The following is a 26,310-nucleotide window of genomic DNA, read 5'->3' as shown; positions in this document are numbered from 1 at the left end:
AATACGGGTATTTGGCGCGCGGACACAATAGCAATCTGTAACAAGGTGAATCAAGCCTTGTTTAAAAAAACGTCACAATAATTGCGGTGACGCAAACCGTCGGTTCTGCAGCACCGGCAAACGCTCGCGAACCCGCGCAAGGTAGTCTGCGGAAATATCGGCATAGATCAGCTGCGGCTCGCTCCCCGCGCCCGCCACGGTGGTCCCCAGCGGATCGACGATGCGGCTCTGCCCGATGTTACGCGTCCCGCATTCGCCTGCCGCCACGACGTAGCAGGTCGTGTCCAGCGCGCGCGCCGCCAGCAGCGTCGCCCAGTGATGCTCTTTTTGCGGCCCTTTCACCCATGCGGTGGGCAGCACCAGCAGCTGCGCCCCGTTCAGCGCCAGCGACAGCGCCAGCTCCGGAAAACGCAGATCGTAACAGGTCATCAGGCCAACGCGGAAACCCGCCACTTCAATCACCGGCGGGATTTGCCGGCCGGGATCCACCCGCCGGGACTCCTGCATTGCGAAGGCGTCGTATAAATGAAGTTTGTGATAATGGGCAATAACCTTCCCTTTACGCAATACCACCAGCGTGTTGGTTGCTCTCCCCTCCCCCGACGGCACATGCAGCGTCAGGATCGTCGTCAGGCCGTTACGCGCGCTCTCGGCCAGCAGCAGCTGTAAAAACTCTCCATCCAGCGTTTGGGCCGATTTCACCGACAGATCCGGGTCGTTGTCATCACGTGCCAGCAACGCCTCCGGCAGCACCAGCAGCGCCGCCCCTTCACGCGCCGCCTGCTGCATCATCGCCACACAAGTTTGCGCATTCGTCCGCCATACTGGCGTGACGATAAACTGCCCTGCCGCTACCCGCATGTTTTTCTCCCGTCAGGTTATGAATAGCCAATTGCGCCCGTTGCGCGCTACACTTGACACTCTCTTACATCAAATAGCAGGAAACGACCGTGTTTCAACTTCTTTGCGCCGTTTTTATTGGCGGCGGCACCGGCAGCGTTTTGCGCTGGTGGCTCGGCATGAAGCTCAATCCTGTGCACCATGCTATCCCGATTGGGACACTGACTGCCAACCTGTTAGGCGCCTTTGTGATCGGCGCCGGGCTGGCGTGGTTTAATAGACTGACCGGCATTGACCCGATGTGGAAACTGCTGATCACCACAGGTTTCTGCGGCGGGTTGACCACCTTCTCCACCTTCTCTGCGGAAGTGGTGTTTCTTCTGCAGCAGGGGCGAGTGAGCTGGGCGCTCCTCAACGTCGCGGTGAACTTGCTGGGCTCATTTACCATGACGGCTGTCGCCTTCTGGCTCTTCTCGCAGGCCGCCAGCCGCTAAAGGCGTAATCAACAGGCAAAAAAAAACCCGCTGATTAGCGGGTTTTTATATTCTACTGACGCGTTGCTTACAGAGCGATTACGTTTGCAGCAGAAGGGCCTTTGGCACCGTTAGTGATTTCGAACTCTACGCGCTGACCTTCAGCCAGAGTTTTGAAACCGTTGGACTGGATTGCAGAGAAGTGTACGAATACATCTTTGCTGCCATCTTCCGGAGTAATGAAACCGAATCCTTTGGACTCATTAAACCACTTAACGTTACCTTTAATCTTAGACATCAAAATTACCTTTATATGAAAAATCGACACTAATGCTGTGTCGGGTATCAGTACACCAATTGTGGTACCTTTTGTCCAGTGCAACTTTGCTAAAAAGTGATAAAAGTCGCTATCTTTTTTAGTGGGTAACGCTTTAGTCCTTGTTTTTCCACAAGACGCATCGCTTATCTCATTTATTGCTAAGACTTAGCGAATTAAAACTGTATGCGAGCCCAGGCGAAGTAAACGTTACCGTTATTGTAGGTACCGGGAATATAGGTCATCTGGAACGTTGCCGGACCGTAACCTATTGACGCTAAGGGCAAGATCACCGGAATCGGGATGTAGTTCCAGTTATCGCGCGCCGTCACCCCGAGGGTATAGCCGAGACCGAGGCGGAAGTTCTGGTCCGTCAGCGGCCGCCAGGTTTTCTCCCAACCGTAGCCGCCGATGGGTTCCCACTTATTGAAAGAGTCTTTAAACGCCATCAGGTACAGGCCGTGCCAGTTCCCTTTCTCATCCCAGCGCGAAACGCCGAAGCCTGCCCCCCACGGACGTTCATTATACTTGTCCGTCTTTTCCTTATCATAAGCAAAGCGCGCGTGCCAGGTGATGGCTGGAACGTACAGATCATAGTGCTCCGGCTCATTCCAGGTCTGCGCAACGTTATTACTTAAGGTATGGTAACCTTCGCTAAGGGTCGATGAAAACGACGCGCTGGCGTTTCCGGATACCAATAACCATCCTAAAAAACCAAGAGAAAACAATGAAAAACGACGTAACATCAACACTTTTCTATTACCACTTTCATTTAAAAGCCACCTAAAATAGCAAAGATAGTCTCAATACAGGTTGAACGAAATAAGGCAAACTCCTGATTTTCGCCCGCTGACCATCAGAACCGCTTAACTATCCATCTGGTGATTATATCCAGGCGGGACGGGAGGGGCGTAGTTCTTATCGCTTTATTGATTTGCATCAGCGAGTTTCGTCCGTTTTTTCGGCACATTCGCACATTAAAATTTGGTGTGGCGCTTTTTAACTACATATTCTTTGGGCTTAGGGGAAATGAATGCTGACGTTTGTTGAGATCCTGATCGGGATTGCGGTCATTGTGGGCGTCGCCCGCTATATCATTAAGGGCTATTCAGCCACCGGCGTGCTGTTCGTCGGCGGCTTAATATTGCTGATCGTCAGCGCCCTGCTGGGTCATAAAGTCTTACCAGGCAATACCGAGGGCACCGGTTACTCCGCCACTGACATTATTGAATACATTAAGATTCTACTCATGAGCCGTGGCGGCGATTTGGGTATGATGATCATGATGCTGTGCGGTTTCGCCACCTATATGACGCATATTGGCGCCAATGATATGGTGGTGAAATTAGCCTCAAAGCCATTGCGCTATATCAATTCGCCCTATCTGCTGATGATTGCCGCCTACTTTGTCGCCTGCCTGATGTCGCTGGCCGTCTCCTCCGCGACCGGCCTCGGCGTCCTGCTGATGGCGACGCTGTTCCCGGTGATGGTAAACGTTGGTATCAGCCGCGGTGCGGCGGCGGCCATCTGCGCCTCCCCGGCGGCGATTATCCTTTCGCCTACCTCGGGTGACGTCGTGCTGGCGGCAAAAGCGGCCGAAATGCCGCTGATCGACTTTGCCTTCAAGACCACGCTGCCGATCTCCATCGCCGCTATCATCTGCATGGCGATCGCCCACTTCTTCTGGCAGCGCTACCTGGATAAAAAAGAGAACATTTCCCACGAAATGCTCGACGTCAACGAGATCACCACCAATGCCCCGGCGCTGTACGCCATCCTGCCGTTTACCCCGATTATTGGCGTACTGATCTTTGATGGCAAATGGGGGCCGGAACTGCACATTATTACCATCCTCGTCGGCTGCATGCTGCTGGCGGCGATCCTCGAATTCCTGCGCGGGTTCAACACCAAAAACGTCTTCAGCGGACTGGAAGTCGCCTACCGCGGGATGGCTGACGCCTTCGCCGGGGTGGTGATGCTGCTGGTCGCCGCCGGCGTTTTTGCTCAGGGATTAAGCACCATCGGCTTCATCAACGGTCTGATCTCCATCGCCACTTCCTTCGGCTCGGCCAGTATTATTCTGATGCTGGTGCTGGTGATCCTGACCATGCTGGCGGCGATGACCACCGGCTCCGGCAATGCCCCGTTCTACGCCTTTGTCGAGATGATCCCCAAGCTGGCGCACTCCTCCGGCATCAATCCCGCCTATCTGTCGATCCCGATGCTGCAGGCCTCTAACCTTGGCCGCACGATCTCGCCGGTCTCCGGCGTGGTGGTGGCCGTCGCCGGGATGGCGAAGATCTCCCCGTTCGAAGTGGTCAAACGCACCTCGGTGCCGGTGATGGTTGGCCTGCTGGTGGTGATTGTCGCGACCGAGATCCTCGTCCCGGGCAGCGCGGTCCACTAATGGTCTAACCACGTGAAAAGGCGCCAGCAGGCGCCTTTTTTATGCTTTAATAACTCCCCGTTATCTTTTGCCATCCACAATCAGGAATAAACATGTTCAGGAAGGAATTCGCCGCGCTTGCCCTTGTGCTTACCGCCACTCAGGCCGGCGCTGAACCGCTCACCGCGACGCGATACGCTGATTTTGACCGCTATGTCCTGGCCCTCTCCTGGCAAACCGGATTCTGTCAGAGCATGTATGACCGTAACCGCAACGAACCGGAAGAGTGCCGCCTGCAGCAGGAAACCGCGAATAAAGCCGATTTTCTGACCGTGCACGGTCTGTGGCCCGGGCTGCCAAAGTCCATTGCCGCGCGCGGAGTGGATGAACGACGCTGGATGCGCTACGGCTGCGCCACGCGCCCGCTGCCCGACATGCCGGAGGTGAAAGCGAACCGCAAATGTCAGGCGGCGGAGACGGGATTGTCGCTGGAGATGGCCAACAAACTGAATAGCGTAATGCCGGGCGCGGGCGGCACCTCCTGCCTCGAACGTTACGAATATGCCAAACATGGCGTCTGCTTCGGCTTCGATCCCGACAGCTATTTTGGCGCCATGGTGCGCCTGAACGGGGAAATTAAGCGCAGCCCGGTTGGTGATTTCCTTGCCAAACACTATGGCCAAACCGTCAGTCGGGCCGACTTCGACGCCGCCGTGGCCCGCGCCTGGGGTCCGCAGAGCGTGAAGGCGTTTAAATTAACCTGTAACGGTAATCCTGCCTATTTGACCGAGATGCAAATCTCGCTCAACGCCGCGTCCATCAACGCCCCACTGGCCACCTCCGCCTTTCTGCCCCAGCCTCACCCGGGTAACTGCGGCGCGCAGTTTATCCTCGATAAGGTTGGCCACTAGCGCAACGCGGCATACTGTTCAGAAAACGTCCTTCGCCGGAGGCGTTGCGCGCTGATTGTGCGTTTCATCACTTCAAACTGCCGGCAACTCTCAGTATGATGGGAGAACCTTAACCCTTGCCTTTTTCGGCGAGGGTTTTCTTTTACGGACAGGTTCCTGGATAACATGGAGTATGCAATGACCAGACCCGCAATCATCATTAACGAACTGGATGCCGAACGTATCGACAGGCTGCTGGAGCAGCCGGCTTTCGCCAGCTCGCCGGTTGCCGATGCCCTGAACGACGAGCTCGACCGCGCGCAAATGCTGGCGCCGGAAGCGATGCCGCACGATGTCGTCACCATGAACAGTACGGTTAAATTCCGCGATTTGACCAGCGGCGAAGAGCGCGTGCGGACGCTGGTGTTTCCGACGCAGGTGACCGACAGCGCCAGCCAGCTCTCCGTCCTCGCGCCGGTGGGCGCCGCGCTGCTCGGCCTCAAGGTCGGCAGCACCATTCACTGGGAGCTGCCGGGCGGGGCGTCGACGCACCTGGAAGTGCTGGCGCTGCTGTACCAGCCGGAAGCCGCTGGCGAATTCCACCGTTAATCCCCGCTGCCTGAGGCGTATCGCGCTTTATTCAGAGGATGTCCACACATCCTCTTTCTGCTGTCTTTCCCCCCGCTAACCTTTTTTTACGCTTTGCGCCTGCCTGACTGACAGTTTTGCGACCTGAATGACACAATATCCGCATATAATATGTTGATATAGACGCAAACGAACAAGGAGGATTGCATATGTATAAGACTATCATTATGCCGGTTGATGTCTTTGAGATGGCTCTGAGCGATAAAGCCGTCCGGCATGCGGAGTTTCTGGCCCAGCAGGACGGGGTGATCCATCTGCTCCACGTGTTACCCGGTTCAGCGAGCTTCACGATGAGCCGTTTTACCGCCGACCTGCGGCGTTTTGAGGAACATCTGCAGCACGAGGCGGAAACCCGCCTGCAGACCATGGTCAGCCATTTCAGCATTGACCCATCGCGGATCAAGCTGCATGTGCGTTTCGGCAGCGTGCGCGACATGGTCAACGAACTGGCCAGCGAAATAAACGCCGACGTGGTGGTGATTGGCTCACGCAATCCCTCCATCAGTACCCACCTGTTGGGCTCCAACGCCTCGAGCGTCATCCGTCACGCCCATATCCCGGTGATGGTCGTCAGGTAAGGCTGAGGAAAAGCGCATAAAAAAAGAGGCTACCCCTGGGTAGCCTCTTTGTTATGCAGGTCTATTGTCTGACTTGTTATGCGGTTTTCGTGCGAATCAGGTAGTCGAAGGCGCTCAGCGACGCTTTCGCCCCCTCCCCTGCCGCGATGATAATCTGCTTGTACGGCACGGTGGTGCAGTCACCGGCGGCGAATACGCCTTTAACGTTGGTTTCGCACTTCGCATCGATGATGATCTCGCCCATGCGGTTACGCTCAACCGCGCCTTCCAGCCAGGTGGTATTAGGCAGCAGGCCGATCTGCACGAAGATGCCCGCCAGCGCGACGTGATGCTCATCGCCGCTCACCCGGTCACGATACTGCAGACCGGTGACCTTGCTGCCGTCGCCTTTCACTTCCGTGGTCTGCGCATTGAGAATGATGTCGACATTCTTCAGACTGCGGACTTTATCCTGCAGCACCTGGTCGGCCTTCATCTCCGGTGCGAATTCCAGCAGGGTCACGTGTTCCACGACGCCCGCCAGGTCGATGGCGGCTTCCACGCCGGAGTTCCCCCCGCCGATCACCGCCACGCGCTTACCTTTAAACAGCGGGCCATCGCAGTGCGGGCAGTAGGTTACGCCCTTGGTGCGATACTGATCTTCGCCCGGCACGTTCATGTTGCGCCATTTCGCCCCGGTGGCAATGATGACGCTGCGCGCCTTCAGCACCGCGCCGGAGGCGGTTTCGATCTGATGCAGGCCGCCCTCTGTCGCCGCTGGCGTCAGTTTGGTCGCGCTCTGGGAGTCGATCACATCGACGTTATAGTCGCTAACGTGCGCTTTCAGGGCCCCGGCCAGCTTCTGGCCTTCGGTTTTCGGCACCGAAATGTAGTTTTCGATATCCACGGTATCCAGCACCTGGCCGCCGAAGCGCTCGCCCATCAGGCCGGTACGAATCCCTTTACGCGCAGAGTAAACCGCGGCCGCCGCGCCGGACGGGCCGGAACCGACGATCAGCACATCGTAAGCGTCACGCTGATTCAGCTCTTCCGCTGCGCGTTTTTCCGCACCGGTGTCCACTTTGGCGACGATTTCCGTCAGCGTCATCCGCCCCTGACCAAACTCCTGGCCGTTCATGAATACCGCCGGCACGCCCATCACGTTGCGCTCGGTGATCTCATTCTGGAACGTCCCGCCGTCAATCGCCGTATGTTTGATACGCGGGTTGAGCACCGCCATCAGGTTCAGCGCCTGGACCACGTCCGGGCAGTTATGGCAGGAGAGCGAGTAGTAGGTTTCAAACTCGAAGTCGCCATCGATATCGCGGATCTGCTCCAGCAGAGACTGGGCCTCTTTCGACGGATGACCGCCGGTCCACAGCAGCGCCAGCACCAGCGAGGTAAACTCGTGGCCCAGCGGGGAGCCCGCAAAGCGTGGGCCCTGGTCGGAACCGGGGTTAGCAATCAGAAACGATGGCTTGCGTACCGCCAGCGTGTTGTCTTCTTTAAAGGTGACTTTGTCTGACAGTTCAGCAATTTCAGCCAGCAGTTCCCTGATTTCTGCCGATTTAGCGCTGTCATCCAGCGTGGCAATCAGCTCAACAGGCTTGGTCAGCTTCTCAAGATAGGCCTTGAGCTGGGTTTTCATGTTGGTGTCGAGCATTGTTATCTCCTGGGCTTAAAACATCATCATGCAAGCGGCCTCGTCCAGGCAGCCTGAATGCGCTTGCATCATGGTGTTGGAATGAAATGGGCGCAGGTGCGCCCATGACTGAAGTAATTTCCAAAGTATTTCGCGTCAGAGCAAGGCGGCTAGCCTGAGAATCCCCGAGAGCTTACTAAAGTAAGCGACCGGGGTGAGCAGGCGACGCCAACGCAGCTATTGCGTGAAAGACGACGGAAATTTTAATTCACCAGTATTTCGCGTTAGAGCAAGGCGGCAAGCTTATGAACCCCCGGGAGCTTACACGAGTAAGTGACCGGGCTGATTAAGCGCAGCCAACGCCGCTATGATGCGAAAGACGCCGTGATTATTAGATTTTGCCGACCAGGTCCAGAGATGGAGCCAGCGTCGCTTCGCCTTCTTTCCATTTCGCCGGGCACACTTCGCCTGGGTGGGAAGCAACATACTGCGCCGCTTTGATTTTACGCAGCAGGTCAGACGCGTCACGGCCGATACCTTCAGCGGTAACTTCGATCGCCTGGATGATACCCTGCGGGTCAACCACGAAGGTGGCGCGGTCAGCCAGACCTTCATCTTCACGCATGTTGTCGAAGTTACGGGTCAGGGCGCCAGTCGGGTCGCCAATCATCGCGTATTTGATTTTCGCGATGGTTTCAGAGCTGCTGTGCCACGCTTTGTGGGTGAAGTGGGTATCGGTAGAAACAGAGTAAACGTCTACGCCCAGCTTCTGCAGTTCTTCGTAATGGTCAGCCACGTCGCCCAGTTCGGTCGGGCAGACGAAGGTGAAGTCAGCCGGATAGAAGAAGAAGACGCTCCAGCGGCCTTCGGTGTCTTTCTCGGTGACTTCGATGAATTCACCATTTTTGAATGCCTGGTTTTTGAACGGTTTGATTTTGGTGTTAATTAAGGACATCTATACTTCCTCCGTGTTTTCGTTGAGGTCTAAGTTAACGAATTTTTCCTGACCCGACCAATGCGTTTACATTATCGAATCAATAAGCGTTATCTAACAACCGGAACAAGACAACTATGTGAACCTGTCGACGCGTTCAGCGCAGTTCGCTGTTTTTCGCATCATTTGCCGCGACAAAAGTAAAAAGGCCACCCTTTCAGGCGGCCCCGTTACCTGAAATACCCGAAGGTAGGTTCAGCGCCAGTCAGACTGGCTATGTGTTGCGCTCTACATTACCTTAATGTAACAGCATCCAGGATTACATCACCCACGCCAGGAAAGGGCAATCCGTCGTTCTGCTGATCCTGCCTATAACTGTAATAGGTTTGGCAATGTTTCTTCCTTTCCTGCTGATTTTACAAGGAATACTCATGTTAAAACGTCTGCTGTTGCTCAGCCTTTTGCCTTTTTGTAGCTATGCGGAAGAACTGCCCGCCCCGGTAAAAGCAATTGAAAAACAGGGCATTACCATCATCAAACCCTTTGACGCGCCGGGGGGAATGAAGGGCTGGCTGGGGAAATACCAGGATATGGGCGTCGCCATCTACCTCACGCCTGACGGCAAACATGCCATTTCCGGTTATATGTACGACGAAAACGGCAACAACCTCAGCGAGCAGTTATTTCAAAAAGCGCTCTACACGCCGGCGGGACAAGAGATGTGGAAGAAGATGGCCAGCGCCCACTGGCTGCAGGATGGCGACAAGGACGCCCCCATCGTGCTGTATGTCTTTGCCGATCCCTTCTGCCCTTACTGCAAACAGTTCTGGCAGCAGTCCCGTACCTGGGTGGAGGCCGGTAAAGTGCAGATCCGCACCCTGCTGGTGGGCGTGATCAAGCCGGAGAGCCCGGCCACCGCCGCGGCGATCCTCGCCAGTAAAGATCCGGCGAAAACCTGGCACGATTACGAACAATCGAACGGCAAAATGGCCCTGACGATACCGAAGGCTATCCCGCCGGAGAAGATGAAAATGCTCAACGTCAACCAGCAGCTGATGGACGATCTGGGGGCCAACGTCACGCCAGCTATTTATTATATGAATAAGGATAATATGCTGCAGCAGGTGGTCGGCCTGCCGGATAAAGAGAAGCTGTCTATTATGATGGGTGAAAAAGAGTAATTCCGTCCCGGTGTGGCGCCTGGCGAAACCGATCTCTGGTGCCACTACCGATAGTAAGATATATTAAGCAAAACTTAACTTTATTTGCCCACAATTAAATTCACACCACAAATACTAAGACTCAAGATATTATCGTTAGAAATATTTTAACTTACACTGGCAATTAACAGGACTGTATTAATGGCAAATCTTTACGATCTGAAAAAGTTCGATCTAAATTTATTGGTAATTTTTGAATGTATCTATCAGCACTTAAGCATCAGCAAAGCAGCGGCAATGTTATTTATCACCCCGTCAGCGGTAAGTCAGTCATTGCAGCGTCTGCGTCAGCAGTTAGACGATCCGCTATTTGTGCGCGTCGGGAAGGGAATGACGCCCACCACCGCCTGCGTGAATCTTCATTACCACCTGCAGCAAAATCTGGAGCAGCTGGAAAAAACGATCAATCTCAATAACCGCTCCGATTTACGTAAACGTATTGTAATATATGGCCCCCCGCTGTTCTGTTCAGTAAACAGCCACTTTATGATTAACCAGCTTTGTCATCAGGCCAACTTGCAAATTGAGCACCATAACCTGACCACCACCGAATCGGCTGAGGAGCTGCTGGCATATCGCCAGGCTGACCTGGTGTTCACCCGAATGCCGATAACCAACCGCGCCACGATCTGTCAGCCCTATCAGACGGTGCAGACCCTCGCGGTGTGTCGGACGAACCATCCGCGGCGCGAGGCGCTCACGTCAGTTGACGCGCTGGCGCAGGAGTTTTTCACCCACTATATTACCAACGATCCCGTTATTCAGCGCGTTCAGCAAAGCAGCACGCCCTGGCTAAATCCGCGTAATATTGCCTTTCGCAGCGACTCTTTTATGACCATTCTTAACATGATCAATAAAACCGATCTGATTGGCTTCTTGCCGTCCTATTTATATGATTTTATTTCGCCAGCCATGCAACTTCACGTCCTCGATATAAATGAACTTTTCCCAGACATTACGATATATATTAACTACCATCAATCATCTACAGAAAATCATTTTTTATCTGAATTAATCACCATTTTAATGAATGACAGAGAGATATCACGCCCCCTACTCAATAACAGCAAATAACGATCCGACTTATTGCCCCTCCCCAAGGGAAGGGAAAGTCGACCATTAATTTCCCACGCATCATCGTTTATACTGAGCGAACGGGAATCTCTAGTATTAAAGGATTAATGGTCATGTCGTTTATCAAATATCCCTTACCGGAATCGGTGCTGCAGGCGACGGAGCAGCGGATCGATTGGGTTCTGGATAATTTTTCACGCATTTGCGTCTCTTTCTCTGGCGGAAAAGACTCTACCGTTATGCTCCATTTAACCGCGCAGGCAGCGCGGTTACAGGGTAAGAAAATCAGCGTACTGTTTATTGACTGGGAAGCGCAGTTCTCCTGCACCATCGCTCACTGTGAAAAACTGCGCGCCCTCTATCAGGATGTTATCGATACCTTTTACTGGGTCGCCCTGCCGCTCACTACCCAAAATGCCCTGACGCAGTATAAGCCGCAATGGCAATGCTGGCAGCCCGGCACCGCCTGGGTCCGCCAGCCCCCCTCCTGGGCCATTACCCACCCGGGCTATTTTTCGTTTTATCAGCCGGGGATGAGCTTTGAAGCCTTCGTCAGCCACTTTGCCGAGTGGTTTTCACAGCGCCGTCCCGCCGCCGTGCTGGTGGGTATTCGGGCAGATGAGTCGCTGAATCGCTTTATGACCATCTCTTCTCAGCGAAAACAGCGCTTCGCCGACGATAAACCGTGGACCACCTCGGCGCCGGGCGGCCACGCCTGGTACATCTACCCGCTCTATGACTGGAAAACCGCCGATATCTGGACCTGGTTTGCTAAAAGCGGCCAGCCCTATAACCCGCTGTACGATCTGATGTATCAGGCCGGTGTGCCGCTGCGCTATATGCGCATCTGCGAACCCTTCGGTCCGGAGCAGCGCCAGGGGCTATGGCTGTACCATGTGCTGGAGCCGGAGCGCTGGGCCGCGATGTGCCAGCGGGTGAGCGGCGCGCACAGCGGCGGCGTCTATGCCGGGCATGATAATCAATTCTACGGTCACCGAAAAATCGACAAACCGGACCATTTGACATGGAAAAGCTATGCGCTGTTTCTGCTCGACAGCATGCCGGAAACCACCGCCGAGCATTACCGTAATAAGATCGCCGTCTACCTGCGCTGGTACCAGAAAAAAGGCATGGAAGAGATCCCCGATACTCAGCCCGCGGACGTTGGCACCAAAGATATCCCCTCCTGGCGACGGATCTGCAAAGTGCTACTCAACAATGACTACTGGTGCCGCCAGCTCTCCTTCAGCCCAACCAAAAGCAGCCACTATCAGCGCTACCGAAAACGTATGGAAAAACATCGCCAACAATGGGGGATATTATGCAACAACAACTAACGCAGGCGTTGGACGATTTCCTGCAAACGCTGGATGACGAAGCGCGTATCGAGGCTATCAACGCGTTTCGCCAGGTGCTCCACCAACACAGCCCCTTCCGCTCGCAGCCCGTTGACTGTGTGCTGTGGGTCAAACAGGAGCAGGTTATCCCCAACGACTATAACCCGAATAACGTGGCGCCGCCGGAGAAGCGCCTGCTGCAGACCTCGCTGGAGGCCGATGGCTTTACCCAGCCGGTGGTGGTCATCAGGCAGGGACCGCAGGGGTACGCGATTGTCGACGGTTTTCACCGCCATGAGCTGGCCTGCAGCAAAGCGTCGCTGAAAAAACAGCTGAAAGGCTATCTACCGGTCACCTGTCTGACGAATGAAGAGGCCTCACGCGACGGGCTGATGGCAGCGACAATACGCCACAACCGGGCGCGCGGACGCCACCAAATCCACGCCATGTCAGATATTGTCCGCGAGCTAACCCGGCTCGGCTGGACGCCGCAGAAGATCGGCAAAGAGCTGGGAATGGATGCCGATGAGGTGCTGCGCCTGAAGCAAATTAGCGGCCTGGCAGAGATGTTCGCCGACCGCCAGTTCTCTCAGGCGTGGACCATAAAGTAACTACAGCTCGCACAAACGCGCCGCCGCGGCCAGCAGGGTCTCCGGTTGTTTAGCGAAGCACAAGCGGATCAGCTTGTGCGGGAACGGGTCGGCGCAGAAGACGGAGAGCGGGATCGCCGCCACCCCAACCTCGGTCGTCAGCCAGCGGCAGAAGCTGACGTCGTCAAGGTCGGAGATGGCGCTGTAGTCCGCCAGCAGGAAATAGGTCCCCTCACAGGGCAGGAGCTCCAGCCGGCTGGGGCGCAGCGCCTCAATAAACAGATCGCGGCGTTCACGATAAAAGGCCGGTAGTTCTTGGTAATGATCCGGCTCCTCGCGCAGCATGTCGGCGATCGCCAGCTGCGCCGGGGTATTTACCGAGAAGGTCAGATACTGGTGCACCTTGCGCAGCTCCGCGCTGATGGCCGCCGGGGCCACGCAGTAGCCAACCTTCCAGCCGGTCATATGAAACGTTTTGCCAAACGAAGAGACCGCCACCGCCCGCTCGCGCAATAGCGGATGCGCCAGCACGCTGGCGTGGCCGTCTACGGCAAAGTTGATATGCTCATAGACCTCGTCGCTGAGAACATAGATCTCGCGTTCGGCAATCGCCTGCCACAGGGCGGCAAAATCCTCGCGTTGCCAGACCGTGGCCGAGGGGTTGTGCGGGGTGTTGAGGATCACCAGCCGGGTTTTGTCGCTCAGCGTCGCGGCAAACTGCTGCCAGTCGACGCGAAAATGCGGCGGCTGAAGGGCAATACGGCGTAATTCGCCGCCGGCCAGCGCCACCGCGGGGGCATAGCTGTCGTAGCTGGGATCGAAACAGACCACCTCGTCGCCGCGACGCACCAGAGCGGTAATCGCCGCGAACAGGGCCTCTGTCGCCCCGGCGGTGACCGTGATATCGCTGTTGACGTCGGGTCGATATCCATACCGCTCCGCCGTCTTGTCAGCGATCGCCTCGCGCAGCGCCGGCACGCCGGTCATCGGGGCATACTGATTCGCCCCCTGCGCCACGTGGTACGCCAGACGCTCCTGAAGATAGCGCGGGCCGTCGAAATCGGGAAAGCCCTGCGACAGGTTTATGGCCTGATGCTGCTGGGCGAGAGCGCTCATCTGGGTAAAAATGGTGGTGCCAAGTGACGGGAGTTTACTCTCTGGAATCAATGGGTTATTACTCATTCTTTTTGTACCGATTGTAATGCTGTTGTTGAAGCCACTATAACACGATGTTAATATTTGGCAATCAAGACGCTTAGACGTCTAAATGCTAATGTTATTCCACGCTACGCCCACTCTGGAGAAACCATGATCCGCGCCATCGTGACCGACATAGAAGGCACCACCAGCGATATCCGCTTCGTGCATAACGTGCTGTTCCCCTACGCCCGCGAACGACTGGCCGGCTTTGTGACCGCTCAACAGCACGCTGAACCGGTGAGAACCATCCTCGACAACTTGCGCCGCGAGACAGACGCCCCCGCCGCCAGCACCGCCGACCTGATTGCTACCCTCTTCGCTTTTATGGACGAAGATCGGAAATCCACTGCGCTGAAGGCGCTGCAGGGGATCATCTGGCGCGATGGCTACCTCAACGGCGACTTTACCGGCCATCTCTACCCGGACGTGCTGCCGGCGCTGGAGAAATGGAAAGCACAGGGCATTGATCTGTATGTATATTCTTCTGGCTCCGTGGCAGCGCAGAAATTGTTATTTGGCTACAGCGATGAAGGTGATATTACTCATCTGTTTACGGGCTATTTCGATACCCTGGTAGGCGCCAAACGCGAAGCGCAGTCCTACCGCAATATTGCTGAACACCTGGGCCACGCCCCCGGAGCCATCCTGTTCCTGTCGGATATCCATCAGGAACTCGACGCCGCCGAAGCCGCGGGGTTGCGCACTGTCCAGCTGGTACGCGGCGACCGCGACCCGGCAAGCCGCCACCCTCAGGTTCAGCGTTTTGACGACATTCATCCGGAGCAGATCCCAGCATGAGCGCATTAACCCTTTTTTCCGTGAAAGATCCGCAAACGCCGGTCTGGCACAGCACCGACGCCAAAGCGATTCAGGAGCAGCTTAACGCCAAAGGCGTCCGTTTTGAGCGCTGGCAGGCTGACCGCGATCTCGGCGCGGCCCCCAGCGCAGAAACAGTGATTGCCGCCTACCAGCATGCGATTGACAAACTGGTCGCCGAAAAGGGCTATCAGAGCTGGGACGTCATCAGCCTGCGCGCCGATAACCCGCAGAAAGAGGCGCTGCGGGAAAAATTCCTGAACGAACACACTCATGGCGAAGACGAGGTCCGGTTTTTTGTCGAGGGCGCCGGCCTGTTCTGCCTGCACATTGGCGACGAGGTGTTCCAGGTGCTGTGCGAAAAGAACGATCTGATTTCGGTTCCCGCCCACACTCCGCACTGGTTTGATATGGGTTCAGAACCGAACTTTACCGCCATTCGCATTTTTGATAACCCGGAAGGCTGGATCGCCCAGTTTACCGGCGACGATATCGCCAGCGCCTACCCACGGCTGGCGTAACGTCGCCCTGTCATCAGTCTTAAACCGCCTGACGCGCGCTTTCCCGGAGGCGGCGCATACCGCGCCTTCTCCGGGATAGCCGACCCGCCGCCGGCGATCCCTGACACCTAAACCGCAATAAACTTCGGCGGGTCAAAGGCGGTGATCGGCGGCAGTTCCTCTCGCCACGGGGCGATCTCCACCCAACAGCTCTGGGCGCTACAGCCCTGTCCCAGGCGCGAACTGCCGCGATCCTCGGTTAACACGTTGGGATTACCGTGCTTATCGAGGGATCCTTTTTCATTCGGATCCAGAGGGTCATACCAGGCGCCGGTGGACATCTGTACCACCCCCGGCAAAATCTGCTCGCTCAGGTGCACGCCCGCCAGAATCGCCCCACGGTCGTTATACACTTTCACCACGCTGCCTTCGCGGATGTCTCTTGCCTGCGCATCCTGCGGATGCATCCACAACGGCTCGCGTCCCTCAATTTTCGTCGCCCGGCTAACGCTGCCGTGGTCGTACTGACTGTGCAGACGGGCGCGCGGCTGACTGGAGAGCAGATGAAGCGGCCAGCGCGCCGCCTCCTGTCGCTGCCGGGCGGCCTCTTCCTCATCCCACCAGGGATGGCCGGGGCATTCGCGATAGCCAAACCCGGCGACGGTAGCGGAAAAGAGTTCAATCTTGCCGGAGGGCGTGGAAAGCGGATAGCGCTGCGGATCGGCGCGAAAATCGGCGAGAAAGACCTGCGGCCGCGCCGGCGCGCTGTACTCCAGCACCCCTTGCTGCCAGAAGACTTCGAACGAGGGCAGCGCAATGCCCTCCTCCTGCGCCCGCGGTCTTGACTCCTCATAGAGATGGCGCAGCCACTGCCCGGCGTCCCGCCCCTCGCTGAACTGTTCTCCGAAGCCCAACCGCCCGGCAAGATCGAGGAAAATAGCGTAATCATCACGCGCCTCGCCCACCGGCGGGATCTGCGCGCTCATGGCAATCATAAACCCGTCGTGACCGCCGCTGCCGATATCCTCTCGCTCCAGCGAGGTGGTAGCCGGCAGAACGATGTCGGAGAATTTGGCCTGCGCGGTCCAGTACTGCTCATGCACCACCACCGTCTCCGGACGGCGCCAGGCCTCGCACAGTCGGTTAATATCCTGGTGATGATGAAACGCATTGCCTCCCGCCCAGTAGACCAGACGGATGTCGGGATAATGCAGCTGCTGACCGTCGAACTCATAGGCTTCTCCCGGGTGCAGCAGCATATCGGACAGCCGCGCCACCGGGATGACGCTGTCCACTGCATTCTCCCCGGCGGGCAAGCGCGGGCCGGAAAACGCTTTTCGCACCGCGCCCGCCAGGTTGGTACAGGCATAGCCAAACCCGAGGCCGCCGCCGGGCGTGCCGATCTGTCCCAGCAGCGCGGTCAGGGCCACCGTCGCCCAGTAGGCCTGCTCCCCCTGACGGGCGCGCTGGATAGACCAGGAGATATTCACCATCGTCCGGTGGCGGGCCATCTCCCGCGCCAGGTCAGCGATGCGCTGCGCGTCCAGGCCGGTTATCGCCGCCGCCCACGCCGGGGTTTTCGCCACGCCGTCATGCTCGCCCAACAGATAGGCGCGATAGGGGGCAAACCCGACGGTATGGCTGGCGACAAACGCCCGGTCGTAGAGGGACTCAACGATCAGCACATAGCTCAGCGCCAGCAGCAGTGCGGTATCGGTGCCCGGCCGAATGGCCAGCCACTCGGCGTCGGCCACCGCGCTGAGGTCATTGCGCACCGGACTGATGTTTATAAACCGCGTGCCGTTGGCCTGCATCTTATCCAGCCAGTACGGCAGCATATGGTCATTGGCGCCGCCGCCATTGACCTGGGCATTGCGCAGCGGCAGACCGCCAATCGCGACAAACAGCTGACACTCCCGCGCCAGCTCGGAAAAATGGGTATGCTGACGGTGCAGCGGGCTCAGCGGCCCAAGAATATGCGGCAGAATGCGCTCGCCCGCGGCGCTGCTATAGGTATTGGTGCTGGCGGTATACCCGCCAAAGCCCTTAAGAAAACGGTGCAGCTGGCTTTGCGCATGGTGAAAGCGCCCGGCGCTGGCCCAGCCGTAGGAGCCGCCGTAAATCGCCTCATTGCCGCAGCGCGCCTTGACCGAGCGCAGCTCGCGAGCCACCAGGTCCAGGGCCACCTCCCAGCTGACTTCGACAAAGGGCTCCTTGCCTCGCCCTTCTCGTGACGCCGGCCCATGCTGCAGATAGCCGGCGCGCACCGCCGGGCGGCGAATGCGCGTTTGGCTGGTCACCGCGTCGGGGAGCGATTGACCGATGCGTGAGGGGTTTTTATCCCAGGGCACCGGCTTAACCGCCACGATCTCGCCCTCGCGGCTCTCCACCTGCCAGGTTCCCCAGTGCATCACCGTATAATTATGCTGTTTCTTCATAGCGCCCGCGTTCTTCTCAGCCTAAGGTTCGTTAAAATAAAGCGGGGAAATGCGGTAATATTGCTTACCCGGCCAGATATTGCTCTGCTAAAAAAAGCGTTAGCCCGCGCAATCTTCTCTTTTTCGCAGTAGAGGCCGTATTTCCCATGCACTCATAATATTAAGAAAATTGTCTTTATCCGCTAAATAAACACAGAACAAACCAAAAATAAAACCACAAAATAAAAAGGCCTACCCGGCATCATGAAATATTTTCAGGTTCTTCATGACAAAATAAACTTTTTCTCTGACGTTTCCGCGATATAACATTGCCGGCATAACTTAGACTTATTTTGTATTTGAGGTGGCGAGGTGCTTCTTGTCATGCTACCGGTCCGCAACCACCTTCATCACAGGATCATAATAACAATGTCGCAGAAGAGAAAATTATTGCCTGCCGCGCTGGGACTGCTTTCCCTTGCTTCGCTGAGCGTCACCGCCGCTGACGCCCTCTCCTTACAGGGAAAAACCATTGGCGTTGCCGTCGTAGGCACCCAGCATTTCTGGGATCGCGAGGCTTTTAAAGGCGCGACAGAGGAAGTGGAGAAGCTGGGGGGCAAAGTCATTGGCGTCGATGGCGGCCGGGATAATCAGGTTCATGCCAATAATCACGATATTTTACTGTCACGCAAGGTGGACGCGGTAATTAGTATTCTCGGCGACAGCGCCGTCGAACCCAAATTTAAAGCATTACGTGATGCCGGCATCCCGGTATTCACCGTGGATCATGTTTCACAATATTCGGTCAACAATTCCACCTCCGATAACTACACTCTGGGCTCCACCATCGGTCGCTACATGGCGGACGAATTAGGCGGCAAAGGTAATGTGGCTGTATTTAACGCGTTCTCCAGCGCGCTGCGTATTTGCGGAATTCGTTACGATCAGTGGAAATATGTCCTTAAGGATTATCCGGATATTCATATTATCCAGCCTGAGCTCGCGGAACAGTTCGCCAACTCGCCGGAAGACGCGCGGAAGAAAACCCTCGAATTACTCAGCCAGTATCCGAAAGGCAAACTGGATGCCATCCATGTCGCCTGCTGGGATCAACCGGCCATCGGCATCGTCCAGGCGCTGGAAGAGACCGGTCGTGATAAGGACGTGAAAGTGACGGCCATCGACGCCGGCCCGGAGACACTGGAGATCATGGCGGAGCCCGGCAGCCCCTTCGTGGCTAACGTCGCGCAGCAGCCGCATCTGATCGGCCAGACCTCCGCCGATAACGTGGCCCGCTACTTTGCCGGTCAGAAACTGCCGGTGCAAACCTTTATCCCGGTCATACCGGTGAAAGGTCCGCAGGAAGCGAAAGCGGTGTATAAACAGTTGGGATACGGCGAACTGCAGTGATAAATCAACACCCTGGCGGGGAGCGCCCCGCCGCGGGTCTGGTCATGGACCAGATCGGCAAACGTTTTGCCAGCGTAACGGCGCTTAATGCGGTTACCCTGCGCCTCAATCCGGGGGAAATTCATGGCCTGATTGGCGAGAACGGCGCCGGTAAATCGACGCTGATCAAAATCCTCGCCGGCGTCTATCAGGCCGACAGCGGTAGCGCGACCCTCGACGGCCGCCCGCTGCCCCTCGGCAACCCGGCAGCCATCGAAGCCGCCGGCATCCGCGTGATCCACCAGGAGCTCAACCTGATCCCGCACTTTACCGTCGCGGAATCGGTGTTTCTGGGTCAGGAGTATCGCACCCGCTGGGGGGCGCTGGATCGCCGACGAATGAGGGCCGCCACGGCGCAATTTTTCCAGCAAAACTGGCAGCTGGCGATCGACCCCGAACGCCTGGTGCGGGATCTGAGCCTGGCCGAGCGCAAGCTGGTGCAAATCGCCCGCGCGCTGATCGACGGCGCGGCGCGGCTGGTGGTGTTCGACGAGCCCACCGCCCCTCTCGAGGCCCAGGAGGCCAGTCTGGTCTCCTCCGCCATTCTGCGCCTGCGCGACCAGGGCATTGCCATTCTGTATATTTCCCACTACCTCAATGAGATAGCCACGCTCTGCGACCGCGGCACCGTGCTGCGCAACGGGGAAGTGGTCGGCTACCCGGACCGCGACCTGCTGCAGAATACCGAGGCGCTGATCGCCATGATGGTCGGCCGGGAAATCGACCAGCTGTATACCCCGCGCCAGCGCCCGGCGGCAGACAACGGGGCGGCTCCATTACTCTCGGTGCGCCAGCTGAGCGACGGACGGCAGCTGCAGGACCTCTCTTTTGATATTCACCCGGGGGAGATCGTCGGCGTCGCCGGCCTGCTCGGCGCCGGGCGCGATGTGCTGGTTGACTTACTCTACGGCTTACGCCCGGCGGAGCGCGGTAGGATCCATCTCGACGGTCAGCCGCGACGTATCCGTACGCCAAAGCAGGCGATCCGCGCCGGAATGGCGCTGGTCCCGCGTGACCGCCGTCATCAGGGGCTGATCCTGCCTTTCACCACCGCTGACAACATTAATCTCGCCTCGCTGCCCGAGACCGCCACCTTTGGCTGGGAGCGGCGGGGGCTTGCCGAGCAGAAAGCGCGCGACTGGATAGCGCAGCTGGCTATCCGCCCGGGACGCCCGGCCCTGCCGGTACGCTACATGAGCGGCGGCAACCAGCAAAAAGCGATCCTCGCCCGCTGGCTCGGTACCGATGCCCGGCTGTTTATTCTCGATGAACCCACCCTTGGGGTTGATATCGGCGCCCGCCGCGATATTTATCAACGTACGCGCCAGCTGGCCGATCAAGGACGGGCGGTGCTGGTCTCCTCCAGCGACGCCACCGAATTACTCGGACTATGCGACCGGATCCTCGTCCTCTGGCGCGGCGCGCTGGCGGCCAATCTGCCCACCCGCGGGCTGACCCTCGACGCCCTGCTGGTGGCGATCAACGGCGGACAGGAGCCTTCACCATGAGTACCGCTATCCAGCGTCGCAGCCGTCCGGGCCTGGCGACGCTTATTGAAAAATTCCCCCTGATCCTGTTTCTGGCGCTGCTGGTGTGGCTGAGCGTGCAGTCTCCCTACTTCCTCAGCTGGCAAAATATCAGCCTGATGCTGGTCCAGAGCGTTCCGCTGGCGATCCTCTGTTTCGGCCTGGTCTGCGTCATCGCCGTTGGCGGAGATGACGTGGTCTCCGGCGGCATCGACCTCTCCCTGCCGGCGACCGCGGTGCTCGGCGTCGCGCTGCTCAGCCTTGGGCTGGCCGAATGGCACACGCCGTATCTCCTGCTGCTGGCGCTGCTGGCGGCGGTTTGCCTGCTCTGCGGGGCGATCAACGGCTTCCTGGTGCTGGCGGCCGGCCTGCCGCCGCTGCTGGCCACCCTCTCGACCTCGGTGGCGTTTACCGGCCTGACGGACCTGTTGACCGGCCAGCGGCGCATCGCGGTCAGCGATCCGCTGATGGTCGCCTTTCGCGATAACAGCGTGCTGGGCCTGCCCTGGCCGCTGGTCTATCTGCTGGGGGTGTTTATCCTGTTCCAGTTCCTGCTCCATCACTCCCGCTTCGGCCAGCATGTGCAGGCGGTGGGCGGCAATCGCGATATGGCGCAGATGAGCGGCCTGAACGTGCGCCGCTTAACCCTGCTGGTCTGGCTGTTAGCGGGCATCGCCGCCGGGCTGGCTATTCTGCCGCTGCTCAGCCAGGGCTCCGGCAGCTCCAGCGGAACGGCCACGCCGCTGCTGCTGGAAACCGTGCTGGCGACCTTTATCGGCGCCGCCTTCTCGCGTCGTCGGGTGGTCACCATCTGGGGCGCGCTGCTGGGGGCGATTCTGGTTAACGCCCTCTCTAACGGGCTCGGCCTGCTGGGGGTCAATATCTTCTGGATGGGCGCCATTAAAGGCGGCCTGATCCTGGTGGTGCTGGCGGCATCGGCGGTCAGACACAAAGGAGGCGAGGCATGAGCCAAATCACCCTGAAAACCCCAGCGCCTGCGGAACAGACGGTCAGCAGCCCGCTGGCCTGGCTGTCGCGGGCCGGATTCGGCGTCATCACCCTGCTGGCCATTGCCCTGTTCGGCTGGGCGAATCCGGTATTTTTAACCGTGGATAACTGGGCCAACCTGCTGCAGGGCAGCGCGATCCTGCTGATTGTGGCGATGGCGATGACCCTGATCGTCAGCGCGGGCGCGATTGACCTGTCGGTAGGCGTCGCGCTCGATTTTGGCGCCGCCTTCGCCCTCGTCGCCCTGAAAACCTGGCATCTGCCGTGGCAGGCGGCGGTGGGCTGCGCCCTGCTCGGCGGGGTGCTGATTGGCCTGCTCAATGCTTTTCTGATCCTCATCTGCCGGATCCGCCCCTTCCTCGCCACCCTCGGCACCTGGTTTATCGCCAGCAGCGCGGAACGCATCTATACCGATGGCGGCGGCGCGATAGCCTATCGGCGGATGGCCCCCGAGTATCACGACCTGGCGGTGGGTAACCTTGGCGGCATCCCCACGCCGGTCGCGATCGTGCTGGCGCTGTGGCTGGCGGCCTGGCTGGTCACTGAGCGTACCCTGTGGGGCAAATATATCCGCGCCATCGGTCAGAACAGCGAAGCGGCGCGCATCGCCGGGATCCGCGATCGCCTGACCATGCTCGGCGTGCTGGTGGCCGCCTCGGCCCTCTGCGCCGTCGGCGGGGTGATCCTCTCCGCCAACCTGCGGCAATTTACCCCGCTGGCCGGGCAGTCTTATCTGATGGACGCCATTGCGGCGGTGTTTATCGGCACCGCCTTTAACCGTCTGGGCCGGGTCAGCATCGCCGGCACGCTGGGCGGCGTGTTGTTCCTCGCCATTATTGATAATGGTCTGAACCTGATGGGGCTCAATTATCTGGTGAAAGACGCGCTGGTCGGCGTGATTCTGGTGGTGGCCCTCGCCCTATCCTTCTGGCAGGCGCGCCTGCGCCAAAAGCATCGCTAAACGGGAGAACGATGGCAACCTTTGACGCCGTGTTTGTCGGCCTGACTATTCTGGATATCGCCGGGCGCCCGGTGGTGGCGATCCCGCCGCGCGGCGGCGTCGCCTTTATTGAGCAAATTAGCCTCAACCCCGCCGGCACCGCCGCGGGGGCCAATATTAACGCCGCGAAGCTCGGGATCCGCACCGCAGCGGTGGCCTGCCTGGGCGAAGATGAAAAAGCCGACTTTATCCTCGCCAGCTATGCCCGGCTGGGCATCGACTGCTCGCTTATCCAGCGCACCGCGCTGAAGGAGACCTCGGCGACGATCCTGCCGATTCGCCCCAACGGCGAACGTCCGGCCCTGCACTGCCGGGGCGCGTCTGACGCCCTGTTCGTCAGTGAGGCGGAATTTGACGCCGTCCTTGACTGTCGCTTCCTGCATCACGGCGGGACCGGACTGCTGGCGGCAATGGACCAGGGACAGAGCGCGCGGCTGTTGCAGGCGGCCAAAGCGCGCGGGGTCACCACCAGCTTTGATCTTATCGCCCCGAATGAACACACTCTGGAACTGCTGCGGCCCCTGCTGCCGTCGGTGGATTATTTCATGCCTTCCCTGGAGGAAGCCGCCTTTCTCTCCGGGGAGACGCAGCCGGAGGCCATCGCCCGCTTTTTCTTTGCGCTGGGCGTGGGCACCTGCATTCTGAAAGACGGCGAGAACGGCTCCTGGCTTATCGGCCGCGATGGCGCGCTGGAGCATATTGCGCCGTGGCCGGTCGAGGCGGTGGATACCACCGGCTGCGGCGACAGCTACTGCGGCGGGTTTATAGCCGCGCTGGCGCGCGGACTCAGCGTGAAAGCAGCGTGCGACGTCGCCTCGGCGGTGGCCGCGCTGGTGGCGACCGGGATGGGATCGGATGCCGGGGTGGTGGACTGGGAACAGACCCGGGCTTTTATGGCGGCCCATCGCCCCTGACGCTGGACCCGCGCCGCCGCAGGCGCGGCGGCGCAAGCGGCTTAACGCCACTGGTACAGCAGCGGCTCCCCGGCGACATAGCGCTGAAGATCGGCGGCAATCATCGCCGTGTGTTTGGCGATACTCTCCCGGGTAGCCCCGGCGATATGCGGCGTAATAATCACGTTATCAAACTCGGTGACAAATGGGTGATCGCGCCACAGCGGTTCGCGGTGATACACGTCCAGCGCCGCGCCGCCCAGCGGGCCGTGACGCAGGGCATCAATCAGCGCCGCTTCGTCGACCACCGCCGCGCGGGAGGTATTGATCAGCAGCGCGCCGGGCTTCATGCTGTTTAACAGCGCCGCATTCACCAGCCCGTCGCTGTGCGGTCCGCTGCTCAGATGCAGGCTGACGATATCCGCGTCGCGGAACAGCGCCTCGAGGGTCGTTTTCTGTAGCCCTGGCTCATTGATATCCTCTGCGGCGACGAACGGATCCACCACCCGCACCGCCATGCCGAACGCCCGGGCGATACGCGCCACCCGGCGGCCAATGTTGCCATAGCCCACCAGCCCCAACGTTTTATTGCGCAGTTCACTGCCCTTAAACACTTCATAGGGGCTTTCCGGGCTCACGTCCCAGACCACATCGCGCCGCAGGCCCTGCTGAGTGGCGGCGGCGGCATTATCAGCCTGCGTGAACTCCCCCCGCTTCAGCGCCGCATGGGATTGCGGAATGTGGCGCGCCAGGCTGAGCATCAGGCCAAGCGTCAGCTCCGCGGCGGCATCGGCATTGCGTCCCGGGGTGTAGAGCACCCGGATGCCGCGCGCCTGCGCGGCCTGGGTATCAATATTCACCGGATTGGCGCGGGTACAGGCGATCACCTGCAGGCGCGGACAGGCGGCCATCACCGCGTCCGTCACTTCATCATAGCTGGTCACCAGCACCTCGGCGTCGTGGGCCAGCTCAATCAGCTGACCGGCGCTGAGTTTCGGTTTGCCCAGCGCCCATCCCTCCACCAGCAGTTCGCCCAGCTGGTGGAAGGCGCTAAGGTCGCCAGCATGCTCGGCGGTAAAAACGATTTTCATGGTTGTACTTCCTGAGAAAGACGTTGAAGAGCGGCCTGCCTGGCCTGCCATACCGGCAGCATCTGCTCGCGCAGCAGGCGATAAACGGGATACAGCGCCGCATAGCGGGCATTCGCCTGAGGGCGCGGCTGATAGCGGGTCTGCGTCAGCGGAGGCGTCTCGGCCAGCGCAGCGACGCTGCGGGCCGCCAGAATCGCCGCCCCGCGCGCGCTCAGTTCGTTAAAGGCGCTGGAGACCACCGTGCGCCCGGTACAGTCGGCGATAATCTGCAGCCAGGTGGCCGAGGCGGCGCCGCCGCCGGTCAGATACAGCTCGCCGCCCTGCGGATAACCCTGCAGCGCATCGACAATGGCGAAGGCCAGGCCTTCAAACACCGCGCGCTGCAGTTCGGCGCGGGTGGTGTGCGGGCTAATGCCGATAAAGCCGGCCCGCGCGTCGGGACTGTAAAACGGCGCGCGTTCGCCATTGAGGTACGGCTGCCAGAAGACGCCGCCGCTGCCCGGCTCCACGTCCGCGATCGCCTGCTCCAGCCGACCCAGATCGGCGTCCAGCGAAATATGCTGCTGCAGCCAGTCAATGTTTGGCGTACCGGCCTGCATCGGAAACAGCGAGATCACCTGCCCGGCTTCGGTATGGGTGACGAAGCGCGTCGCCTCGTTCACCGTCTGCGGGCCGCGGCAGACGATCCCGGTGCAGCAGGTGGTGCCGAGGATCGTGTAGATGTCCCCTTCGTTGACCGCGCCGCAGCCCAGCGCGGCGCTGCAGACATCCAGCGCCCCGGCGGCCACCGGCGTCGCGGCGGGCAGCCCGGTCAGCGCCGCCACCGCGTCGCTCAGCGTGCCGGCCGGAGCATCCGGAGCCAGCAGCGGGGGAAACAGCGGCAGCAGTTCGTCCAGCCCCATCTCGTTCATCACCACCGAGGACCAGCTGCCGCTCTGCTGATTGAGTAACGAGCTGCTGGCGTCCGTCAGCTCCAGCGCCGCCACGCCGGTCAGGCGAAAGCGGATCCAGTCCTTGGCGAAAAACAGATAGCGCGCGGCCGCCAGCCGCTCCGGCTGATACTGTTTCAGCCAGTACAGCTGCAGGCTGGTATTGCAGGGCTGCAGGTGGGTGCCGGTATCGGCGAAATAGCGGCGGTCAAAGCCGGTCCGGCGCAGCAGGTCGCTCATCAGCGCGTGGCTGCGGGTATCGCTCCACAGGATCCCCGGACCCACCGGTTCGCCCTGCTCATCGCTGAGCCAGACTCCCTCCCCTTGCCCGGCGAGGCCGATGGCCCGCAGCCGCCCCGCCTGCAGCGCCGGGTGGCGGGCAATCTGGCGCAGAATAGCCAGCACCGAATGCCACAGCTGGGTCATATCCTGTTCCGCGTAGCCATTGGCCGACAGGCGGGGGGAGGTGTTTTCCGCGGCGCTGGCGCGCGCGGTGAAATGCTGATCAAACAGCACCGCTTTCACCCGGGAGGTGCCGATATCGATACCAAGATAAAAATCCATACCTGCTCCG

General features: G+C 59.0%; 25 protein-coding genes. 16 read left to right on the top strand and 9 right to left on the bottom strand.

The features are described 5' to 3' along the window. Positions 1–72: 72 nt before the first annotated feature. A complete protein-coding gene (locus tag ABLX76_RS16675; RefSeq protein WP_065882538.1) occupies positions 73–861 on the bottom strand; it encodes a deaminated glutathione amidase in 789 nt (262 codons plus the stop codon). 89 nt (positions 862–950) lie between these two features. On the opposite strand from ABLX76_RS16675, the gene crcB reads away from it, so the two are divergent. Then, the gene (gene crcB / locus ABLX76_RS16670; protein ID WP_065882541.1) at positions 951–1,334 is read left to right on the top strand and encodes a fluoride efflux transporter CrcB; all 384 of its coding nucleotides are present in this window, start codon (positions 951–953) and stop codon (positions 1,332–1,334) included. Positions 1,335–1,401: 67 nt separating this feature from the next. Here the strand turns inward: crcB and cspE are convergent, their stop codons facing one another. Further along, complete coding sequence (cspE, locus tag ABLX76_RS16665; RefSeq protein ID WP_002439184.1) at positions 1,402–1,611, bottom strand: transcription antiterminator/RNA stability regulator CspE; 210 nt, start codon at positions 1,609–1,611, stop codon at positions 1,402–1,404. A 194-nt stretch (positions 1,612–1,805) separates the two neighbouring features. Further along, entirely contained in the window at positions 1,806–2,327 is a 522-nt protein-coding gene (gene pagP / locus ABLX76_RS16660) for a lipid IV(A) palmitoyltransferase PagP (RefSeq protein WP_223171797.1), read from the bottom strand. 335 nt (positions 2,328–2,662) lie between these two features. Between pagP and dcuC the strand changes: the two genes are divergently transcribed. From dcuC to uspG, 4 genes are all read left to right on the top strand, one after another. Then, entirely contained in the window at positions 2,663–4,036 is a 1,374-nt protein-coding gene (dcuC, locus tag ABLX76_RS16655; protein ID WP_023288824.1) for an anaerobic C4-dicarboxylate transporter DcuC, read from the top strand. A gap of 92 nt (positions 4,037–4,128) precedes the next feature. Next, a complete protein-coding gene (gene rna, locus ABLX76_RS16650) occupies positions 4,129–4,926 on the top strand; it encodes a ribonuclease I (RefSeq protein ID WP_048297041.1) in 798 nt (265 codons plus the stop codon). A gap of 177 nt (positions 4,927–5,103) precedes the next feature. After that, positions 5,104–5,514 carry a nucleoside diphosphate kinase regulator gene (gene rnk, locus ABLX76_RS16645; protein ID WP_032455114.1) on the top strand — a complete coding sequence of 137 codons (411 nt, stop codon included), beginning with the start codon at positions 5,104–5,106 and terminating at the stop codon, positions 5,512–5,514. A 188-nt stretch (positions 5,515–5,702) separates the two neighbouring features. After that, positions 5,703–6,131, top strand: coding sequence for a universal stress protein UspG (uspG, locus tag ABLX76_RS16640; RefSeq protein WP_002894401.1), 429 nt, complete (start codon positions 5,703–5,705; stop codon positions 6,129–6,131). A 76-nt stretch (positions 6,132–6,207) separates the two neighbouring features. Here the strand turns inward: uspG and ahpF are convergent, their stop codons facing one another. Both ahpF and ahpC read right to left on the bottom strand, forming a co-directional pair. Continuing rightward, the gene (gene ahpF, locus ABLX76_RS16635; RefSeq protein ID WP_218810263.1) at positions 6,208–7,773 is read right to left on the bottom strand and encodes an alkyl hydroperoxide reductase subunit F; all 1,566 of its coding nucleotides are present in this window, start codon (positions 7,771–7,773) and stop codon (positions 6,208–6,210) included. A 370-nt stretch (positions 7,774–8,143) separates the two neighbouring features. Next, the gene (ahpC, locus tag ABLX76_RS16630) at positions 8,144–8,707 is read right to left on the bottom strand and encodes an alkyl hydroperoxide reductase subunit C (protein WP_002894394.1); all 564 of its coding nucleotides are present in this window, start codon (positions 8,705–8,707) and stop codon (positions 8,144–8,146) included. Positions 8,708–9,117: 410 nt separating this feature from the next. On the opposite strand from ahpC, the gene dsbG reads away from it, so the two are divergent. The 4 genes from dsbG to ABLX76_RS16610 all read left to right on the top strand — a co-directional run bounded on the left by dsbG (position 9,118) and on the right by ABLX76_RS16610 (position 12,928). Further along, positions 9,118–9,867: a thiol:disulfide interchange protein DsbG gene (gene dsbG, locus ABLX76_RS16625; protein ID WP_348874913.1), complete on the top strand. Its 750-nt coding sequence runs from the start codon at positions 9,118–9,120 to the stop codon at positions 9,865–9,867. Positions 9,868–10,047: 180 nt separating this feature from the next. Further along, positions 10,048–10,980, top strand: a complete 933-nt coding sequence (locus ABLX76_RS16620; protein ID WP_319864864.1) for a LysR family transcriptional regulator — start codon at positions 10,048–10,050, stop codon at positions 10,978–10,980. Positions 10,981–11,093: 113 nt separating this feature from the next. Next, the gene (locus tag ABLX76_RS16615; protein ID WP_065882547.1) at positions 11,094–12,317 is read left to right on the top strand and encodes a DUF3440 domain-containing protein; all 1,224 of its coding nucleotides are present in this window, start codon (positions 11,094–11,096) and stop codon (positions 12,315–12,317) included. Next, positions 12,302–12,928, top strand: a complete 627-nt coding sequence (locus tag ABLX76_RS16610) for a ParB/RepB/Spo0J family partition protein (RefSeq protein WP_101977985.1) — start codon at positions 12,302–12,304, stop codon at positions 12,926–12,928. Before ABLX76_RS16615 ends, ABLX76_RS16610 begins: the two co-directional genes overlap by 16 nt. On the opposite strand, the gene ABLX76_RS16605 is transcribed toward ABLX76_RS16610, so the two are convergent. After that, positions 12,929–14,074 carry a pyridoxal phosphate-dependent aminotransferase gene (locus ABLX76_RS16605; RefSeq protein WP_192870674.1) on the bottom strand — a complete coding sequence of 382 codons (1,146 nt, stop codon included), beginning with the start codon at positions 14,072–14,074 and terminating at the stop codon, positions 12,929–12,931. It lies immediately after the preceding gene. A 141-nt stretch (positions 14,075–14,215) separates the two neighbouring features. Here ABLX76_RS16605 and mtnC point away from each other — a divergent pair, with 141 nt between their 5' ends. After that, complete coding sequence (gene mtnC, locus ABLX76_RS16600) at positions 14,216–14,905, top strand: acireductone synthase (protein ID WP_023288816.1); 690 nt, start codon at positions 14,216–14,218, stop codon at positions 14,903–14,905. After that, positions 14,902–15,444, top strand: a complete 543-nt coding sequence (locus ABLX76_RS16595) for an acireductone dioxygenase (RefSeq protein WP_023288815.1) — start codon at positions 14,902–14,904, stop codon at positions 15,442–15,444. Before mtnC ends, ABLX76_RS16595 begins: the two co-directional genes overlap by 4 nt. Positions 15,445–15,551: 107 nt before the next feature. Here the strand turns inward: ABLX76_RS16595 and ABLX76_RS16590 are convergent, their stop codons facing one another. Beyond that, positions 15,552–17,861 carry a molybdopterin-dependent oxidoreductase gene (locus tag ABLX76_RS16590; RefSeq protein ID WP_348874909.1) on the bottom strand — a complete coding sequence of 770 codons (2,310 nt, stop codon included), beginning with the start codon at positions 17,859–17,861 and terminating at the stop codon, positions 15,552–15,554. Between the two features lie 408 nt (positions 17,862–18,269). On the opposite strand from ABLX76_RS16590, the gene ABLX76_RS16585 reads away from it, so the two are divergent. Genes ABLX76_RS16585 through ABLX76_RS16565 form a run of 5 tightly spaced genes read left to right on the top strand, consistent with a single transcriptional unit; the run spans position 18,270 to position 23,737 of the window. Next, complete coding sequence (locus ABLX76_RS16585; RefSeq protein WP_023288813.1) at positions 18,270–19,250, top strand: sugar ABC transporter substrate-binding protein; 981 nt, start codon at positions 18,270–18,272, stop codon at positions 19,248–19,250. 44 nt (positions 19,251–19,294) lie between these two features. Then, positions 19,295–20,797, top strand: a complete 1,503-nt coding sequence (locus tag ABLX76_RS16580; RefSeq protein ID WP_074442611.1) for a sugar ABC transporter ATP-binding protein — start codon at positions 19,295–19,297, stop codon at positions 20,795–20,797. Beyond that, the gene (locus tag ABLX76_RS16575; protein WP_049015308.1) at positions 20,794–21,783 is read left to right on the top strand and encodes an ABC transporter permease; all 990 of its coding nucleotides are present in this window, start codon (positions 20,794–20,796) and stop codon (positions 21,781–21,783) included. Before ABLX76_RS16580 ends, ABLX76_RS16575 begins: the two co-directional genes overlap by 4 nt. Then, complete coding sequence (locus ABLX76_RS16570; RefSeq protein WP_065882554.1) at positions 21,780–22,784, top strand: ABC transporter permease; 1,005 nt, start codon at positions 21,780–21,782, stop codon at positions 22,782–22,784. Before ABLX76_RS16575 ends, ABLX76_RS16570 begins: the two co-directional genes overlap by 4 nt. Positions 22,785–22,795: 11 nt before the next feature. Then, positions 22,796–23,737: a sugar kinase gene (locus ABLX76_RS16565; RefSeq protein ID WP_065882555.1), complete on the top strand. Its 942-nt coding sequence runs from the start codon at positions 22,796–22,798 to the stop codon at positions 23,735–23,737. Positions 23,738–23,778: 41 nt separating this feature from the next. Here the strand turns inward: ABLX76_RS16565 and ABLX76_RS16560 are convergent, their stop codons facing one another. Both ABLX76_RS16560 and ABLX76_RS16555 read right to left on the bottom strand, forming a co-directional pair. Further along, a complete protein-coding gene (locus ABLX76_RS16560; RefSeq protein ID WP_023288808.1) occupies positions 23,779–24,807 on the bottom strand; it encodes a 2-hydroxyacid dehydrogenase in 1,029 nt (342 codons plus the stop codon). Next, positions 24,804–26,300 carry an FGGY-family carbohydrate kinase gene (locus ABLX76_RS16555; protein WP_348874907.1) on the bottom strand — a complete coding sequence of 499 codons (1,497 nt, stop codon included), beginning with the start codon at positions 26,298–26,300 and terminating at the stop codon, positions 24,804–24,806. Before ABLX76_RS16555 ends, ABLX76_RS16560 begins: the two co-directional genes overlap by 4 nt. Positions 26,301–26,310: the final 10 nt, after the last annotated feature.

This window comes from Klebsiella sp. JB_Kp004 (assembly GCF_040065795.1).
GTDB classification, from domain to species: domain Bacteria; phylum Pseudomonadota; class Gammaproteobacteria; order Enterobacterales; family Enterobacteriaceae; genus Klebsiella; species Klebsiella quasipneumoniae.
Note: the sequence above shows the minus strand (reverse complement) of the source record. Positions and strands in the feature narration are given on the sequence as shown.